Annotated in this window: 16 protein-coding genes; all 16 read right to left on the bottom strand. The window is 64.9% G+C overall.

The window, feature by feature from the left end:
* Positions 1–22: 22 nt before the first annotated feature.
* Positions 23–1,276 carry an NAD(P)/FAD-dependent oxidoreductase gene (locus AC07Y0_RS00625; RefSeq protein WP_498673519.1) on the bottom strand — a complete coding sequence of 418 codons (1,254 nt, stop codon included), beginning with the start codon at positions 1,274–1,276 and terminating at the stop codon, positions 23–25.
* 53 nt (positions 1,277–1,329) lie between these two features.
* A complete protein-coding gene (locus AC07Y0_RS00630) occupies positions 1,330–2,043 on the bottom strand; it encodes a GntR family transcriptional regulator (protein WP_498680152.1) in 714 nt (237 codons plus the stop codon).
* A gap of 209 nt (positions 2,044–2,252) precedes the next feature.
* Positions 2,253–3,326: an ABC transporter ATP-binding protein gene (locus AC07Y0_RS00635; protein WP_498673521.1), complete on the bottom strand. Its 1,074-nt coding sequence runs from the start codon at positions 3,324–3,326 to the stop codon at positions 2,253–2,255.
* Positions 3,323–4,123: an ABC transporter permease gene (locus AC07Y0_RS00640; protein ID WP_454747272.1), complete on the bottom strand. Its 801-nt coding sequence runs from the start codon at positions 4,121–4,123 to the stop codon at positions 3,323–3,325. Before AC07Y0_RS00640 ends, AC07Y0_RS00635 begins: the two co-directional genes overlap by 4 nt.
* A gap of 1 nt (position 4,124) precedes the next feature.
* Positions 4,125–5,000, bottom strand: a complete 876-nt coding sequence (locus tag AC07Y0_RS00645; RefSeq protein WP_498673523.1) for an ABC transporter permease — start codon at positions 4,998–5,000, stop codon at positions 4,125–4,127.
* 116 nt (positions 5,001–5,116) lie between these two features.
* Complete coding sequence (locus AC07Y0_RS00650) at positions 5,117–6,127, bottom strand: ABC transporter substrate-binding protein (protein ID WP_498673525.1); 1,011 nt, start codon at positions 6,125–6,127, stop codon at positions 5,117–5,119.
* A 107-nt stretch (positions 6,128–6,234) separates the two neighbouring features.
* The gene (locus AC07Y0_RS00655; RefSeq protein WP_498673527.1) at positions 6,235–6,555 is read right to left on the bottom strand and encodes an NIPSNAP family protein; all 321 of its coding nucleotides are present in this window, start codon (positions 6,553–6,555) and stop codon (positions 6,235–6,237) included.
* A gap of 4 nt (positions 6,556–6,559) precedes the next feature.
* A complete protein-coding gene (locus tag AC07Y0_RS00660; RefSeq protein WP_498673528.1) occupies positions 6,560–8,023 on the bottom strand; it encodes an aldehyde dehydrogenase in 1,464 nt (487 codons plus the stop codon).
* Between the two features lie 4 nt (positions 8,024–8,027).
* Positions 8,028–9,065 carry an LLM class flavin-dependent oxidoreductase gene (locus AC07Y0_RS00665; protein WP_498673530.1) on the bottom strand — a complete coding sequence of 346 codons (1,038 nt, stop codon included), beginning with the start codon at positions 9,063–9,065 and terminating at the stop codon, positions 8,028–8,030.
* Positions 9,062–9,994: a flavin reductase family protein gene (locus tag AC07Y0_RS00670; RefSeq protein ID WP_498673532.1), complete on the bottom strand. Its 933-nt coding sequence runs from the start codon at positions 9,992–9,994 to the stop codon at positions 9,062–9,064. The genes AC07Y0_RS00665 and AC07Y0_RS00670 overlap by 4 nt, the downstream gene beginning before the upstream one ends.
* Complete coding sequence (locus AC07Y0_RS00675) at positions 9,991–10,824, bottom strand: alpha/beta fold hydrolase (protein ID WP_498673534.1); 834 nt, start codon at positions 10,822–10,824, stop codon at positions 9,991–9,993. Before AC07Y0_RS00675 ends, AC07Y0_RS00670 begins: the two co-directional genes overlap by 4 nt.
* Before the next feature lie 14 nt (positions 10,825–10,838).
* The gene (locus tag AC07Y0_RS00680) at positions 10,839–11,441 is read right to left on the bottom strand and encodes an amino acid synthesis family protein (RefSeq protein WP_498673535.1); all 603 of its coding nucleotides are present in this window, start codon (positions 11,439–11,441) and stop codon (positions 10,839–10,841) included.
* Positions 11,442–11,642: 201 nt separating this feature from the next.
* Positions 11,643–12,341 (bottom strand): GntR family transcriptional regulator, encoded by a 699-nt coding sequence (locus AC07Y0_RS00685; protein WP_498673537.1) that lies wholly within the window; start codon positions 12,339–12,341, stop codon positions 11,643–11,645.
* Positions 12,342–12,490: 149 nt separating this feature from the next.
* Positions 12,491–13,030 carry a sarcosine oxidase subunit gamma gene (locus AC07Y0_RS00690; RefSeq protein ID WP_498673539.1) on the bottom strand — a complete coding sequence of 180 codons (540 nt, stop codon included), beginning with the start codon at positions 13,028–13,030 and terminating at the stop codon, positions 12,491–12,493.
* On the bottom strand, positions 13,023–15,986 hold the full coding sequence (locus AC07Y0_RS00695) for a sarcosine oxidase subunit alpha (protein WP_498673541.1): 2,964 nt from the start codon (positions 15,984–15,986) through the stop codon (positions 13,023–13,025). Before AC07Y0_RS00695 ends, AC07Y0_RS00690 begins: the two co-directional genes overlap by 8 nt.
* Positions 15,983–16,255, bottom strand: coding sequence for a sarcosine oxidase subunit delta (locus AC07Y0_RS00700; RefSeq protein WP_498673543.1), 273 nt, complete (start codon positions 16,253–16,255; stop codon positions 15,983–15,985). The genes AC07Y0_RS00695 and AC07Y0_RS00700 overlap by 4 nt, the downstream gene beginning before the upstream one ends.
* Between the last annotated feature and the right edge of the window lie 6 nt (positions 16,256–16,261).

Here is a 16,261-nt window from a genome sequence, read left to right on the forward strand (position 1 = left end):
CTCACCGTATCTGCGACGCGCGTCAGCGGAAACGGCCGGGCCTGAAGGGTTCGGTGGAAAGGCTGGTGGCGCGCCCGGCGGCGAGGTCGGAAACGAGCCTGCCGGTCGCGGCCGACTGGGTGAGGCCGAGATGGCCGTGGCCGAAGGCATAGAGGATCGAAGGGCTCGCGCTGGAACGGCCGATGACCGGCAGGCAATCGGGCATGGACGGGCGGAAGCCCATCCATTCGCGTCCGCCTTCCGTCTTCAGTTCCGGCAGGAAGCGCGCGGCCTTGGCCAGCAGCACCTTCGAGCGGCGATAGTTGGGGGCGAGCTCCAGCCCGCCCAGTTCGACGGCACCACCCACCCGGATACCCTTGGCTAGCGGGGTGACGACGAAGGCGTGGTCGTTGAAATAGAGCTGGCGCTGCAACTGGAAACTTTGCGCCGGAAGCGTCGTGTTGTAGCCGCGTTCGGTTTCAAGCGGCACGGGATCGCCCAGCCGGGCGGCCAGCGGTCTCGACCAGGCGCCGCCGGTGACCACGACCGTACGCGCGATGATTGTCGCCCCGTCGGCGAGGGTGATCGTTGCGCCGTCCGCATGCGGCACGATGTCCCGGACCTCGCCCTTCTGCAGGGTGCCGCCACGGGCGACGACGAGGTCGGCCACCGCGCGGGTCAGGCCCTGCGGATCGTTCACCTGGATGCCAGCCGGCGTATACATGGCGTGGCGGAACTGCGGCGCGAGACCCGGCTGCAGCCGCTCGATGTCGGCTCTGCCGACGCTGGTGAACTGGAAGCCGGCCTTTTCCTTTTCGAGCCAGTCCGGAGTGGCGGCATTGAAGCTGGCCTCGCTGTCATAGAGATCGAGCGTGCCGGTCTGCGTGAAGAAGGGTGAAAGCTCGGCGATCTCCCTCACGCGCTCCATTTCGCTGGCGGCCAACTGCATCATGCCGGTCTGCGCGGCTATCCCGTGCGCAAATGCCTTTCGCGAGCTGGCCCGCCAGAAGCGCCAGAGCCATGGCAGCATGTTGAGCGCGTAGCTCGGCGGCAGGCTGAGCGGCCCCAGGGGGTCGAGCAGCCATTTCGGCGCCTTGAACATGATGCCGGGCGAGGGGATGGGTATGATCTCGGGAAAGGCGAGGATGCCGGCATTGCCGGCGCTGGCACCGGCGGCGACCTCGTCGCGCTCGACCAGCAGAACCTTGCGACCGTCGTTCTGCAGGTAGTGGGCCGCCATCACGCCTACGATTCCGGCCCCGATGACGACGGCGTCAGCATTGGATTGGGCAGTCATATCATCTCTTCCGGTTTTTGTGTCTGTTGGTTGGGGTCGCGGATCGGGCGTGTTCAAAGGTTGCCGATCGCCAGCGCCTTGTGCATGTCGCGGGCGACATAATCCTGGATCTGGTGGACGATCTGGGCGGCGTGGGCGATGGCCAGGCGGTCGGACTCCTCGACGTCGCCGGCCTCGATCGCCGCGATCATGTCCTCATGTTCCTGGACATATTGCAGCGGCAAGCGGTCGTCGAAGGTGGAATAGTAGAGCCGCAGGATGCGCCGGCCTTCGTCGAGCAGGCGGGCAAAGAAGCTCGTGTAATAGGGGTTGCCGCCCAGTTCGGCGATCGCGACATGGAACTCGCGGTTGGCCTCGATCATCGCAAAGGCGTCCTGCGCCTTGACCGCCGTTTCGAATTCGCCCTGGCGGCGGCGGATGGTCGCCATCAGCGCCGGGTTCCTCTGGCCCGCAGCGGCGCGGGTGGTCACCCGGTACATCAATGTCAGCGCATCGAAATAGGTCGGCAGGGTGGCGAAATCGATCGTCGAGACGATGGTGTTGCGGTTGGGCAGCGTGGTCACCAGGCCGTCGGAAGCAAGCCGCAGCAAGGCCTCGCGGACCGGCGTGCGCGACATGCCGAAGCGTTCCGACAGCCGCACCTCATCCAGCGCGCTTCCCGGCGCCAGGGTCATCGCCAGGATCTCCTGCCGCAGCTTGCTGTAGACCGTCTGGGTGCCCGAGCCTCTGGAACGCGGTGCTTCGGCCTGGGGATCGTCTGCCGTCATGTCTGTCACGGGTGAGTTCGCGCCTGATCGCCAATGAATGATCACGCTTGCATGCATATTGTCGACAGAAGGTCGGCGCAACTGTTTTGTGCGCGCGCGTGCCTTTGTCGCAGATCGAACGGGCCGGCAGTGGCAGGCGCCGACGGGACAGGTGACGCCATTCGCCCGTTTAGGCGCGCGATGGCTAGTGTGGCGCGGGGACGGGTCTTCTAGAGGAAGACGTGTGCGGCGTTCGCATCGAAGGTCAGCCAGACGCCGGTGCCGCGCGGAATGCCGGATATGGCTTGATGGCCGAACGGAAGGCGGACGGAAACGGCCGTGCCGTCGGTGGTGCGGGTGGCGACATTGACGTGCGTGCCGAGGAAGGTGATGTCCTCGACCGTTGCCGGGAGCGCTCTTTCCGTCTTTTGGGTCGAAAGCGACAGGCGTTCCGGCCGCAGCATCAGCAGGCCGTCCGTCTTGCGCGCGGAATTGCCGTGCAAAGGAATATCGGAAACGATCAGGCCGTCGTTCAGGGCGATCCGGGCGCGGCCGTTGACTTGCTCCACCACGCGACATGGAAGGAAGTCGCTGTCGCCGATGAACTCGGCGACGAAACGCGTGGCCGGGTCGGCGTAGAGTTGCTCGCCCGTGCCAATCTGGTCGATCACGCCGTGCGAGAAGACAGCGATGCGGTCGGACAGCCGTAGGGCCTCTTCCTGGTCGTGGGTGACATAGAGGATTGTCACTTCCGTCTGCTGGTGAATGCGCCGGATCTCGTGCTGGATTTCCTCGCGCAGCTTCTTGTCGAGAGCCGAAAGCGGTTCGTCCATCAGCAGCACCGGCGGATCGTAGGCCAGTGCTCTGGCGAGCGCCACGCGCTGCTGCTGGCCACCCGACATCGCCGCCGGCTTGCGGTCTTCGAAACCCTCGAGCCTGACGAGCGTGAGCATCTGGCGGACGCGCTCGGTGATCGCCGCCTTGGACCAGCCGCGCACCTTGAGCGGAAAGGCGATGTTGTCGCCGACGGAGAGATGCGGGAACAGCGTGTAGCGCTGGAAGACCATGCCGATATTGCGCTGGTGCGACGGCGTGTCGAGGATGGTCTTGCCGTTGAGCAGGATGTCGCCGCGCGTCGGCCGCTCGAAGCCCGCCAGGATGTAGAGCGTGGTGCTCTTGCCCGAACCGGAAGGTCCGAGAAATGTCAGGAACTCGCCATGGTCGACGGTCAGGTTCACGTCGTGCACGGCGACAACAGGGCCGTATTGCTTGCGGATGCCGCGGATCTCGAGGAAGGGCGTCATGCTTTCATTCCTTTTTTCACCGCGGCTGCGATCAGCATCAGCAACATGGTGACGACGATGAGAAGGGTCGATGCGGCGGCGATCACCGGGGTCAGGTCCTGGCGTAGCGTTGCCCAGATCTTGACCGGCAAGGTCTGCAGCGTCGGGCTCGCCATGAAGATGGCCAGCACCACTTCGTCCCAGGAGGTGAGGAAGGAGAAGATCGCAGCCGAGAACAGACCGTGGCTGATGCAGGGCAGGGTAATCAGGATCTTCGCCTTCAGGGGAGAGGCGCCGCAGAGCACGGCGGCATCCTCGATCGACTTGTCGAAGCCTTCGAGGGCGCCGGTCAGCGCAAGGATCGAGAACGGCAGCGCGACCACCAGATGGGCGATGACGAAACCGGCCGTCGTGCCGTTGAGGCCCAGGCGCAGGAAGAAGGCGTAGAGGGCGACGGCCAGCACCACCACCGGCAGGATCATCGGCGTCATGAACAGGGCGCGCAGCGCGACGCGTCCGACGAACCGGCCGCGCACCAGGCCGAAGGAGGCGACAAGACCGATCAGCACGGAAAGGACCGTGACCATCAGGGCGATGCGGAAGCTCGTCCAGGCGGCTTCCAGCCAGCGCGGGTCGGCCAGCAGATCCTGATACCATTTGAGCGTCCAGGACGGCGGTGGAAAGATCAGCCATTGCGACGAACCGAAGGAGAGCGCGGCGATGAACAGGATGGGCAGCAGCAGGAAGACGGAGGTCGCGCCCGTGATCGCGAGCAGGATCCATTTCCAGGCGCCGAGGCTGTTGAGGTTGAGAAGCATCTCAGTGTTTCTCCTGTCCCGCGACGCCGAACAGCCTGAGCTGCACGGCATAGAGGCTCAAGGTGACGACGAGGAGCACCAGCGCGGCCGCCCCGCCCATGCCCCAGTTGACGAGTGACTGGACGAACTGGGCGATCAGCTCGGCCAGCATCATGTTGGCCGTGCCGCCGAGCAGCGAGGGCGTGACGAAGTAGCCGAGCGACATGACGAAGACCATCAGCGCGCCGGAGATCATGCCGGGGGCTGCGAGCGGCAGCAGCACATGGATGAAGGCCTGGATGCGGGTGGCGCCACACAGCGCCGCGGCCTGCAGGATGGCCGGGTCGATCTTGCGGATAACGCCGTAGAGCGGAATGACGATGAAGGGCAGCATGATGTAGGTCATGCCGATCGTCACGCCGACCAGGTTGTTGACCATGACCAGCGGCTGGTCGATCAGGCCTAGCCCCATCAGCGTCTTGTTGATCACGCCGGTGCGCTGCAGGAGAACCATCCAAGCATAGGTGCGGGCGAGCAGGTTGGTCCACATCGACAGAAGGATGATCGCGAAGACGATGTTGGCCTGCCGTTGCGGCATGATCGCCAGCGCCCAGGCAACCGGGAAACCGATGATCAGCGAGATCGCGGTTACCAGCGCCGAAACGAAGAAGGTGTTGAAGAAGATCTTGAGATAGGTCGAGCTGCCCAGCAGATCGATGTAGTTCTGCAAACCGAAGACGGGTTCGGTGATGCTCCGGGTCAGAAGCGCCAGCACCGGCAGGACGAAGAAGACCAGCACCAGCACGAGGGCGGGCAGGGTCGGCGCCAGCCCGCGCGGCAGCAACCGGCGACGGTGTGGCGCCTGCCTGTCATCTGCTGTCTCGGCGAGAGAAACCATAGCCATCACCTTGCGCAATCTTCTGTTCGCCCGGCGGGCCGGCCCCTCTTGGCCGGAGCCTCGCCGATCATGGCCGATGGGGTGTCTTGGAGCCACCCCATCGGTTGGTCTGCTGCTTACTTGGCCTGCCAGGCGTACCAGCGTTCACCGATCTCGTCGCGGTGCTCGGCCCAGTAGGCCATGTCCGCATTGATCTGCGAGGCAGTCTGCTGGTCGGGCAGCGTCTTGGCGATCGCCGGGTCCATCAGCGCCGGCGACTTGGTGTTGGTCGGCGCATAGCCGGTGCCGGCCGCCATTTCGGCCTGGGCCTCGGGCGAGGTCGCAAAGGCGATGAACTTCATCGCCGCTTCCTTGTTCTTGGTGCCCTTCGGAACGACGAGCGCGTCGGCGGCCGTGATGTTCTGGTCCCAGGAGGTTTCGACATTGACGCCGGTTGCGGCAAGGGCGGTCAGGCGACCGTTCCAGAAGGAACCAAAGGGCGCCTCTGCCGAGGCGAGCAGCTGCTGCGACTGGGCGCCGCCGGTCCACCATATGATGTCGGCCTTGATGCTGTCGAGCTTCTTGAAGGCGCGGTCGAGATCGAGCGGATAGAGCTTGTCGGCAGCAACGCCGTCGGCCAGCAATGCCGCCTCGATCACGCCCGGGGCCGACCACTTGTAGAAGGCGCGCTTGCCGGGGAAGGCCTTGGTATCGAACAGGTCCGCCCAGTTCTTGGGGCAGGCGGCGACGGCATCCTTGTTGCAGCCGACGACGAAGGAGTAGTAGAAGCTGCCGACGGAGTAATCGGTGACGAAGCGCGGATCGAGCGCGCTCTTGTCGATGATCGAGAAGTCGAGCTTTTCGAGCAGGCCCTGGCTGCCGGCCTGGATGGCATAGTCGCCCTCGGCATCGACGACATCCCAGGTCACGCCATTCGCCTCGACCATGACTTTGATCTTGCCGTAGTCGGTCGGGCCGTCCTGCAGGACGTTGATGCCTTCCTTGGCGGTGAACTTGTCGGCCCAGGCGGATTTCTGGACGTCCTGCGTTGTGCCGCCCCAGCTGGTGAACACCATGTCGGCGGCGTAGCTTTGGCCGGTTACTCCCAGCAATACGGCCAGTGATGCGATGATGGTCTTGCTCTTCATGTTCCCTTGTCCTTGTTTGACGCTGTTCTTGACTGCGCATTCAAGGTCGTGGCCGCCGATAGGCTTCTTCTGGTCGTTCCGGCCGCAACCTGCAGTCCCTCGTGAGGTCAGCTGTGTCCTTCCGTGAAGAAGGGGGCTGGCTTCATGATCTTGTTCTCGGCGACCTCGATCAGGTCGCGGATCTTTGGCAGGAAGGCCTGCCATTGCGGGTCGGCCATGAGGCGGCCGCGGCGCGCCTCGCGGTCATCGAGGCTGTCGAAGGCCCAGATGTGCACGATCTCGTTGATCGGGCCGATCTCGGAGAAGAAGTAGCCGACGAGCTGGCCGAGATGCTTCTTCTGGATGGCGATGCCTTCTTCGCCGACCACCTTGAGATAGCCGGGGATGGCGCCGTTCTTCATGCGGTAGGTGCGGATCTCGTAATACATCGGCTCACCGCATCACGAAGGGGTCGGGGAAGGGATCGTCGGAGGTCTTCAGCCAGACCGTCTTGGTGCGGGTGTAGTCGAGCACGGCCGCCATGCCGCCCTCGCGGCCGTGGCCGGACAGGCCGAAGCCGCCGAAGGGCGCGATGGGCGAGACGGCGCGGTAGGTGTTGATCCACACCACGCCGGCGCGGATGCCGCGGGTCATGCGGTGGGCACGGCCGAGGTTTTGGGTGAAGACACCGGCGGCCAGGCCGTAGTGCGTGTCGTTGGCCAGCGTCAGCGCTTCGGCTTCCGTCTCGAAGGAGACGACGGACAGTACCGGCCCGAAGAACTCGTTGATCAGCGAGGGGGAGGCGATGCCGTCGCAATCGAGGATGGTCGGCGGGTAGAAATGGCCCGGACCTTCCGGCCGCACGCCGCCGGTCAGCAGTTTCGCGCCGGCCGCCACGGAACTTTTCACCAGGGCATCGACATGATCCTGCTGGCGTCGGGTTGCCAGTGGGCCGACTTCGGTTGCCATATCGAGCGGGGAGCCGATGCGGATCGCCTCCGCCTTGGCTTTGAGGCGAGCGAGAAAGGCATCCTTGATGTTGCGTTCGATGATCAGGCGCGAGCCGGCCACACAGGACTGGCCGGTGGCGGCGAAGATGCCGGCGACCTGGGCGTTCACCGCGCTCTCGAGGTCCGCGTCGGCGAAGACGATGAAGGGCGACTTGCCGCCGAGCTCGAGCGATGTGGAGGCGAGGTTTTCCGCGGAGTTACGTACGACGTGGCGCGCCGCTTCCGGACCGCCGGTGAAGGCTACGTGGGCGATCTTCGGATGACGCGTGAGCGCTGCGCCGCAGGCCGGTCCGAAGCCGGTGATGATATTGACGACGCCGGCGGGGAAGCCGGCCTCATGCACGAGGCGGGCGAATTCGAGCAGCGGCGCCGGGCCATCCTCGGAGGCCTTGACGACCATCGTGCAGCCGGCGGCAAGGGCGGGTCCGATCTTCACGGCGGAGAGGAAGAGCTGGCTGTTCCACGGCACGACCATGGCGACCACGCCGACGGGCTCGCGTCTCAGCCAGACTTCCATGTCCGGCTTGTCGATCGGCAGGTGGGCGCCCTCGATCTTGTCGGCGAGGCCGGCATAGTAGCGGTAGTAGTCCGCGACATAGGCGATCTGCGCGGAGGTCTCGCGGATGATCTTGCCGGTGTCGCGGGTCTCCAGTTCGGCCAGCGTCTGGGCATTGGCGGCGATCAGGTCGGCAAGCCTGTAGAGCAGCTTGCCGCGCTGGGTTGCGGTCATCCTGGCCCAAGGGCCGTCATAAAGGGCGCGATCAGCCGCCTCGACGGCGCGATCCACGTCCGCTTCGCGCGCTTCCGGCATCTCGGCCCACACTTCACCCGTCGCGGGATCGAGGCTGTCGAACCGCGCTTCACCGTCCTGGAACGTGCCGTCGATATAGAGCTGGAAGCGCTGCATGGTGCTACTCCGAAAAGGCCGGCATGACATCGCGGATGAAGCGTTCGAGCGAGGCTTTCTTGCGCTCGAAGCTCATGCCGGTGTCGATCCAGAAGGAATATTCGTCATAACCCATCGCCTCATAGGCCTTGAGGCGGGCGATCACTTCGTCGGCTGTGCCGACGGGAAGGTTCTTGTGCATCACCTCCGGAGACAGATTGGCATTCGCCGCCATCTCCTCCTCGGTCAGTCGTTCGATCAGGCCCTGATGGATCGGTTTCTCGTTCTTGAACCAGGCGAAGAAGTAATTGTAGTAGATGCTCAACTCCCTGGACGCCTGGGCGAGGTCGTCGCTGTCGGAGCCGACATAGGTGTGCAGGAGAAGCATGATCTTCGGACGGGAGACGTCCGGTGCCTTCTCGCATGCCGCATTGAAGCGGCCCATCAGGCTTTCGATTTCCGGATCGCCGTTCCACAGCGGGGTGACCTGGACGTTGCAGCCGTTGGCCACGGCGAACTCGTGCGAATTCGGGTCGCGGGCGGCGACCCAGATCGGGATCGGCGCCTGCAGCGGTTTCGGCGCGGAGGTCGTCGCCGGAAACTTCCAGAACTCCCCGTCATGGGCGTAGTCGCCGTCCCACACACCCTTGACGGCCGGGATCAGCTCGCGCATGCGCTGGCCGGCGCCCCAGGCGTCGAGACCCGGCATCAAGCGTTCGTATTCGAAATTGTAGGCGCCGCGGGCGATGCCGAGGTCGAGCCGGCCATCGGTGATGATGTCGGTCATGGCGGCTTCGCCGGCGAGCTTGATCGGATGCCAGAAGGGGGCGATGACCGTGCCGGTGCCGAGGCGTACGTTCTTCGTGCGGCGCGCCAGATCGGCGATGGTCACGAAGGGATTGGGGGCGATGGTGAAGTCCATGCCGTGGTGCTCGCCGGTCCAGATCGCGTGCATGCCGCCCTTGTCGGCAATCTCGCAGAGCTGGACGAATTCCTCGTAGAGGCTCTTGTGGTTCTGGCTGGCGTCCAGCCGTTCCATATGGACAAAAAGCGAGAACTTCATGCGGATGCCTTCCTGGCGATTGAATGGACGCGGCCGGCTGTCTCGTTGCCGAAATAGACGCCGAAGTTTCCGATCGAACTTTCCATGACGTAGCGGTTCAGGATATCGGCCGTGGCCGAGCCGCCGCGCTTTTCGTCGGCGAGCTGCTCCAGCCCGACGAAGGTGCCGCCGCGCTCCTTGCCTTCGCCGGCAAAGGCCCGGTAGACGATGTGCTGACGACCGTCGCTCGACCCCTCGTAGACGGAATAGAGGAAGCCGATGGTGATCGGCAGTCCGGTGAGCTGTTCGAGATAGGATCTGAGCACATCGAGCGGCTCGCCCTGATCGACGACACAGCCCGGGAGGTCTCTGGCATCGTCGCCCACCAGCAGAATTTCGCCGGCTCGCTCGACTACCGCACTGAGGTGCAGGTGGCCCTCGCTCGCCGCGGATACGGCCCTGCCGGCCAGCGTGGGCGTAAAGTAGCCGCCGCGCACATAGCCCAGACCGTTGCGTCCGCTGTTGCCGAACGCCTCGACGCGGCCGAGCAGGATGACATGATCCCCGGCTTCGATCACCTGTTCGAGGCGGCAGTCGAGCCACGCCGCCACATCGGCAAGCACCGGAGAGCCATGCGGCCCGAAAGCCCAGTCGACGGTGGCAAAACGATCCTCGACCGGGCGGGCGAAGGTGTTGGAGACGTCCTTCTGGCTGTCGGACAGGATGTTGACCGCAAAGCCCTTCGCCTCCGTCATCGCCGCGAAATTGCGCGAGGTCCGGGCGAGGCAGATCAGCAGCAAGGGCGGGTCGAGCGAGACCGAGCTGAAGGAATTGGCCGTGAAGCCGAGGGGCGCACCATCCGGCCCGACCGTGGTGACGACGGTCACGCCGGTGGCGAAGGCGCCGAAGGCATCGCGCAGGGCGCGCGGATCGAAGGCGGTCGTGGTCATGCGGGGACCTCCGGCAGTTGCAGCCATTCGAGGAGCAGACGGTTGACCTCGTCCGGTGCCGTCAGGTTGACCATGTGGCGGTGTCCGTCGATGATCCGGACGTAGCCGCGCGGAGCAAGTGCCGCCATCGTCTGCGCCATGGCCGGCGTCGAGTTCGGATCGTCCGAGCCGGTCAGGAAAAGGGCAGGGCAGGTCACTTCGCTCCACCGGTCCGCATACATCGCGTCGCCTCCGGCAAAGGCACTGTAGGCGGTCGCATAGGCGCCGACGTCCATCAGACTCAGCCACTCTCTCGTCAGCTCGCGGGCCAGGGCGCTGGCCGCATCATCGGCAAACCAGCGCTTCACCGGGCCGTCGATGTCGATGCCGGTCGATGCGATCGACGCGGCCCGTTCCAGCACGGCGCTTTTGGCGGCGGCATCCCGGCGATGGACGCCGTTCAGCAGCGCGACCCGGCGAATGCGTTCGGGAAAGGTCGATACCGCGCCGCCGGTAATCAGGGCGCCCATGGAGTGGCCGGCGAGATTGACACTGCCGAGCGAGAGCGCATCGATGAAGCGGCCGAGCCAGGCGACGAAGGCCTTGAGATCACTGCCGCCCGGCAGCGCCGCGCTTCGGCCATGGCCGGGCATGTCGACTGCGATGACGCGATGGGTGCGGCTCAATGCGTCGATCTGCGGCGTCCATGCGTCGAGCCGCATGCCGACGCCATGAATCAGAACGAGTGGTTCGCCCTGTCCCGTGTCGCTATAGGCCGTGCCGTCCAGCGTGACCCTGCGCTCGATGGGCGGAAGCGCCTTTGCTGCGAGGGGGGAACTGACCACGGCCATCGTCCCTGCTCCGCTCAGACGCCGGCCGGATTCTGGACGTCCTGGCCAAGATCCCTGAGATCCTGGTAGCGGTCGCCGATCCGGTGGTGCGGACGACCGCCGACCGATGCGCCAAGGCCGATGACGATCTCGTCCGCCGCCGGGGCATCGGGAATGGAGGTCTGGATGGTCAGGTAGTGCGAGCGGCGCCCTTCGTCGTTCTTGTCCATGAGCGGGATCATGACCGGCGCATTCGCCGGGCCGCGCGTATTGCAGAAGGCGAGATAGGATTTGGCGCCGACCGCCGTGCGGTAGTGGTTGCCGAAGCGCAGGGTGTGGATCAGCGCCGATGCATGCTCAAGCTCGCCGTCGAGCCCGACCACTGCCGTCTTGCCATAGGCCTCCACCGCCTCGCCGGAGCCGACGGCGTCGAGGATCATCCTGGTCAGCAGTTCACCGAGGATCGGGGCCGCCTCGTGAATTTCCGGCTTGAGATCCTCGACGAAGCCGCGGCCGGCCCAGGGGTTCTTCACCACAGCGAAGGCCGAAAAGAGCTTCAGCGGAGTGGCCGCCTGCTTTCCGCCTTCGATCAGCGTGGTTTCAATCTGCAGCAAAGTCTTGCGTATCTGAAGGGTCATGGTCGCGTCTCATCTCTTGATGGTATTATGGTATACCATGATATGAGTGAGTCAAGCGACTTGTCGGAAGGGAATGTTTTTTTCTTTCTACGAAAATTTCGAACGCAACCCATCGTGCCGGACGAAGATGTCGCCCGACGAACTGAACCCTGATTGTTCCTGCATCGCGCACGCAATCGCGATGGCCCGCAAAGCGGTGGGTCAGCCTGCGGCCGCCATCTGCTCGCGCAACACTGCCTCGGCAATCGAGGCGGCACGTTGAACATGTTCGGCGGCGGCGTGTTCGGCCGCTACTCCGTCGCCGGCACGGATGGCATCGACGATCTTCTGCATCTGCGCCGGGCCCTCCACCGATCGGCGCTCGGTCTTGATGGTCATGGAGCGCAGGTGGTTGATGCGGACCATCATCAGCTTCACCACGCCCCAGGCGACGTGGCGGTCGATGCTGGTGAACAGCGTTTCGTAAAACCGGGTGGTGTGGGAGAGAACCTGGGCCATGTCGTTGTCGTCATAGGCTTGACGAATGTCGGCCAGCGCCTTCTCCAGCTCCGCGACGATCGCGGGGTCGCGCTTTTTGGCGCAGAGCCGGGCCGCCATGCCTTCCAGCGCGCCGCGAATCTCGTAGATCTGCCGGGCTTCGTCGAGGTCGAGCCGCGCGACGATTGGCCCCTTGTTTGCGGGGTTGGACACCAGTCCCTCGGATTCCAGATGGCGCAGGACTTCGCGCACGATGGTGCGGCTGACGCCGAGCTGCATGCAGAGGTCCCGCTCGACCAGACGGTCGCCCGGCCTGAAATGGCCGCTGAAGATGGCGTCCCGGACCTTTTCGAGCGCCAGTTCGCGCAAGGTCTTGGAGGGTCTTTCGACGCGGATCGCGCCCTCGGTCGAAGAATTTGTCATCTGGCCATCCACATACCGCAGCAACTCTGCATTCGGTATTATGGTCTACCAAAATTGCGTGAGCCGCAAGCCTCCTGTTGGGAGCCTGCGGTATTGGCCGCTACTTGCGAGCATCCTGCCAGCTTCGCGCGGAAGGAAGTCGTGGCGGATCAGGCGAATTCGGCGCTCATGACCTTGAGTTCATGCCACAGGCTTTCGGCAAATCCGCGCAGCACCAGAAGCTCGAACTCGTCTTCGCCGGTTCGGGCGAGGTTGGCGCCGATATGGCCGATCAGCGTCATCGTTGCATGGCCGACCGCAAAGGCTTGCCGGTGCAGGTCTACGGCGGTGCCCTTGGCAAGCACCCGGCGAACCTCAGGACCACGGATGCGCAGCCGGGTGCGGCCATGGGTCTGGTCCACGACATGGGCGATGCCCGCGAGCCTTGCGGCGATCTGGTCGATGTCGGCTGCCTCGTCCGAGACGAGAAACCACTGGCCCGGCCCGGTTGCACGAAGGGCATTCGGAGCCAAGGGGGCGAGTGCGGCGCTGGCGGCGGCGGCATCGAATATTCCCGGCTGGCCGAGCAGTTGCAGGACCGAGCCCTCGGTGACGATCTCGAGCGTCAGGGCGCCGAAGCGGATCGGCTCGACGGCATCCACCGCCGGGCGGCGGGTCAGCGGAAAATCGGACATGAGCGCGTCAGACATGGAGCTTCTCGTTTTCAGGATCGAAAAAGACCGGGCTGGTCAGGCGGGCGGGGGTGAACTCGTTGCGCAGGCCGTTCCAGGCGAGAACCTCTTCGCCATGGCGGGAGGCGCCGCCCTTGACCAGGGCGAGGCCGATGGTCGAGCCGAGATGCGGCGAAAAACAACTGGAGGTGACGTAGCCCTGATCGTTTTCCAGGTTGGCCGCCGCGTCCTTCGCGAGGATATGTGATCCCGTGCGGAAGGACGTTGCGGGATCGAGCGGCACGACGCCGACGAGCTGCGGGCGATCCGGATCGGTCAGGCCCTCGCGCGACAGCATGTGCTTGCCGATGAAATCGGTCTTTGCCGCCGACACCATCTTGGCGAAGCCAAGATCGGCCGGCACGACGGTGCCGTTGATCTCGTTGTGGGTGACATGGCCCTTCTCGATGCGCAGGACGGCCAGCGCCTCGATGCCGTAGGCGCAGATGCCGTGCCCCTTGCCGGCCTCCATCACCGCGTCGGCGACGCTTTCGCCGAAGTCTGCCGGCACGGCCAGTTCATAGGCGAGTTCGCCGGAGAAGGAGATGCGGAAGAGCCGGCCCTTGAGACGGGCGCCAAAGAGTGAGACCTCCTTCGCCGCCAGATAGGGGAAGGCCTCGTCGGAAATGTCCTCGTCGACGATCCTTTGCAGGATCAAACGGGCTTTCGGTCCGGCAAGGGCCATCTGCGCCCACTGGTCGGTGACCGAGGCGAGCCGCACGTCGAGTTCCGGCCACAGCGCCTGGGCACAGAATTCGAGATGGTTCATCACGCCCGCCGCATAGGCGGTTGTGGTGGTCATGAAATAGCGGTTTTCCGAAAGCCGGCTCGTCGTGCCGTCATCGTAGATGAAGCCGTCCTCCCGCAGCATGAGCCCGTAACGCGCCTTGCCGACGGGAAGCTTGAGGAAGCCGTTGCAATAGACGCGGTTGAGAAATTCCGCCGCATCCGGTCCGCAGACCTCGATCTTCCCGAGCATGGACACATCGCAGAGGCCGGCATTGGCGCGGACGTTGAGGACTTCGCGATCGACGCTCTGGCGCCAGCCGGTTTCGCCGGCCCTCGGGAACCAGGCAGAGCGATACCAGAGGCCCGTCTCCACGAAGGTCGCGCCGTTCTTTGCCGCCCAGTCGTGCAGTGGCGACTTGCGCACCGGCTGGAAGTCCTTGCCATGCGAGGTGCCGGCCAGCGCGCCGAAGGAGACCGGTGTGTAGAACGGACGGAACGTCGTCGTGCCAACCTCGGCCGGCGAGATGCGCCGGGCTTCGGCGAGCAGGCCGATGGCGTTGACGTTGGACAGCTTGCCCTGGTCGGTCGCCATGCCGTTGGTGGTGTAGCGCTTGGCAAGCTCGACATGGCCGTAGCCTTCCCGAACGGCGAGACCAAGGTCCTTGAGGTGTACGTCGTTCTGGTAATCGACGAAGGCCTTGCTCTTGATGCCCGGGATCGACCAGAGCGGTTTCGCCGGTATGGGGGCGATGTCGGTTTCAATTTCCGGCACATCGAGCGACGCTTGGCCCATGCCAAGATCGGCCAGGACAGCATTGGCCGCTTGCAGCGCGGAGGAAAACGCAGCACTCAGCCCTATGATGCCGGCTGCCGAACCGGCCAGAACCAGATCTTTGAGCCCGTCCGGTGCGAGGAAGGCGGAATGGGTGTCCGACCATTGCGGCTTGCCGCCACGGTGGCAGGCGAGATGGATGATCGGGCTGAATCCGCCGGACATGGCGAGGCTGTCGACGTCCAGCCTTTCGGTCTGGCCCTCGCGCCAGAGTTCGATGCTCGCCAGGGACTTGCCGCCCTCGGCATTGGCGACGAAGCCGCCGCGCACCAGCCGGGCCTTGCCGGCATAGGCGATGGCTGCGTCGCGCCGGCTGTCGATCAGGGCTGCCACTTCGATGCCGGCCGCTTCGAGGTCGGCGGCAAGCGCGTAGCCGCTGTCGTTGGTGGTGAAGACCGCGGTCTTCTTGCCCGGGGCGACGCCGTAGCGGTTCAGATAGCTGCGCATGGCGCCGGCCATCATCACGCCGGGAATGTCGTTGCCGCCGAACACCAGCGGCCGTTCCTCGGCGCCGGTGGCAAGGATCGCCTTCTTCGCGGCGATACGCCATAGCCGTTCGACCGGGCGGTTGGATGCAGGCAACGCCACATGCTTCTGAACCCGCTCGACCGCGCCGAAGACATTGCCGTCATACCAGCCGAAGGCGGTCGTGCGGGGCAGGAGCTCGACATTCGGCAGGCTCTCAAGCTCGGCGATGATGCCTGCGGCGAAAGCGGCGGCGGGCTGGCTGTCGATAAGGGCCGCGTCGCTCAGCAGGTAACCACCGAGCTTGGCGTTCTCATCGACGAGGATGACGCGCGCGCCGGCGCGGCCGGCGGCCAGTGCCGCGGTGAGTCCGGTCAGGCCGGCGCCGACCACCAGCAGGTCGCAATGCGCCCAGCACTTTTCGTAAGCGTCCGGATCGGCTTCATAGGTTGCCTTTCCCAGGCCCGCCGCCTTGCGGATGACGGGCTCGTAAAACTTCTCCCAGAGCGCGCCCGGCCACATGAAGGTCTTGTAGTAGAAGCCGGCGGAGAGGAAGGGCGACAGCAGGCCATTGATCGCGCCGATGTCGTGTTCCAGTGACGGCCACCGGTTCTGGCTCCTTGCTTCCAGGCCCTCGTAGAGTTCCTGCATCGTGGCGCGGGTGTTCGGTTCGGTGCGTCCGCCGCGGCCGATGGTCATCAGCGCATTGGGTTCGGCCGCACCTGCCGTCAGGATGCCGCGCGGGCGGTGATACTTGAAGCTGCGGCCGATTAGCCGCTGGCCGTTGGCGAGCAGGGCAGACGCCAGCGTGTCGCCTTCGAGACCCTGCATCGACCTGCCGTCGAAGGTGAAGGAAAGCGGTCTTGCCCGGTCGATCAGTCCGCCCTTTGCCAGACGATAGGAAGTCATGCGCTCACCTCGGCCTTGTCGGCGGCGTCGCGGCTGCCGTGGATTTCATGGGTGGCGGTATCGCGGGAAACCACGAGCCAGCGGCGGCAACCCGATGTGTGGTGCCAGAATTCCTGATAGGCTCCGCGCGGATTGTCGCGAAGATAGACATAGTCGTACCAGACGTCAGGGCCGGCATCGGGCGAGGGGCGGGCAAGGGCCTCGCCCCTGACGGTGAATTCTTCCTTGGGTCGAAGCCCGCAATGGGGGCAGGGGATGCGGCTGGCCATGGCACT

The sequence above is a fragment of the Allorhizobium sp. GW101-3B10 genome (genome assembly GCF_059424725.1).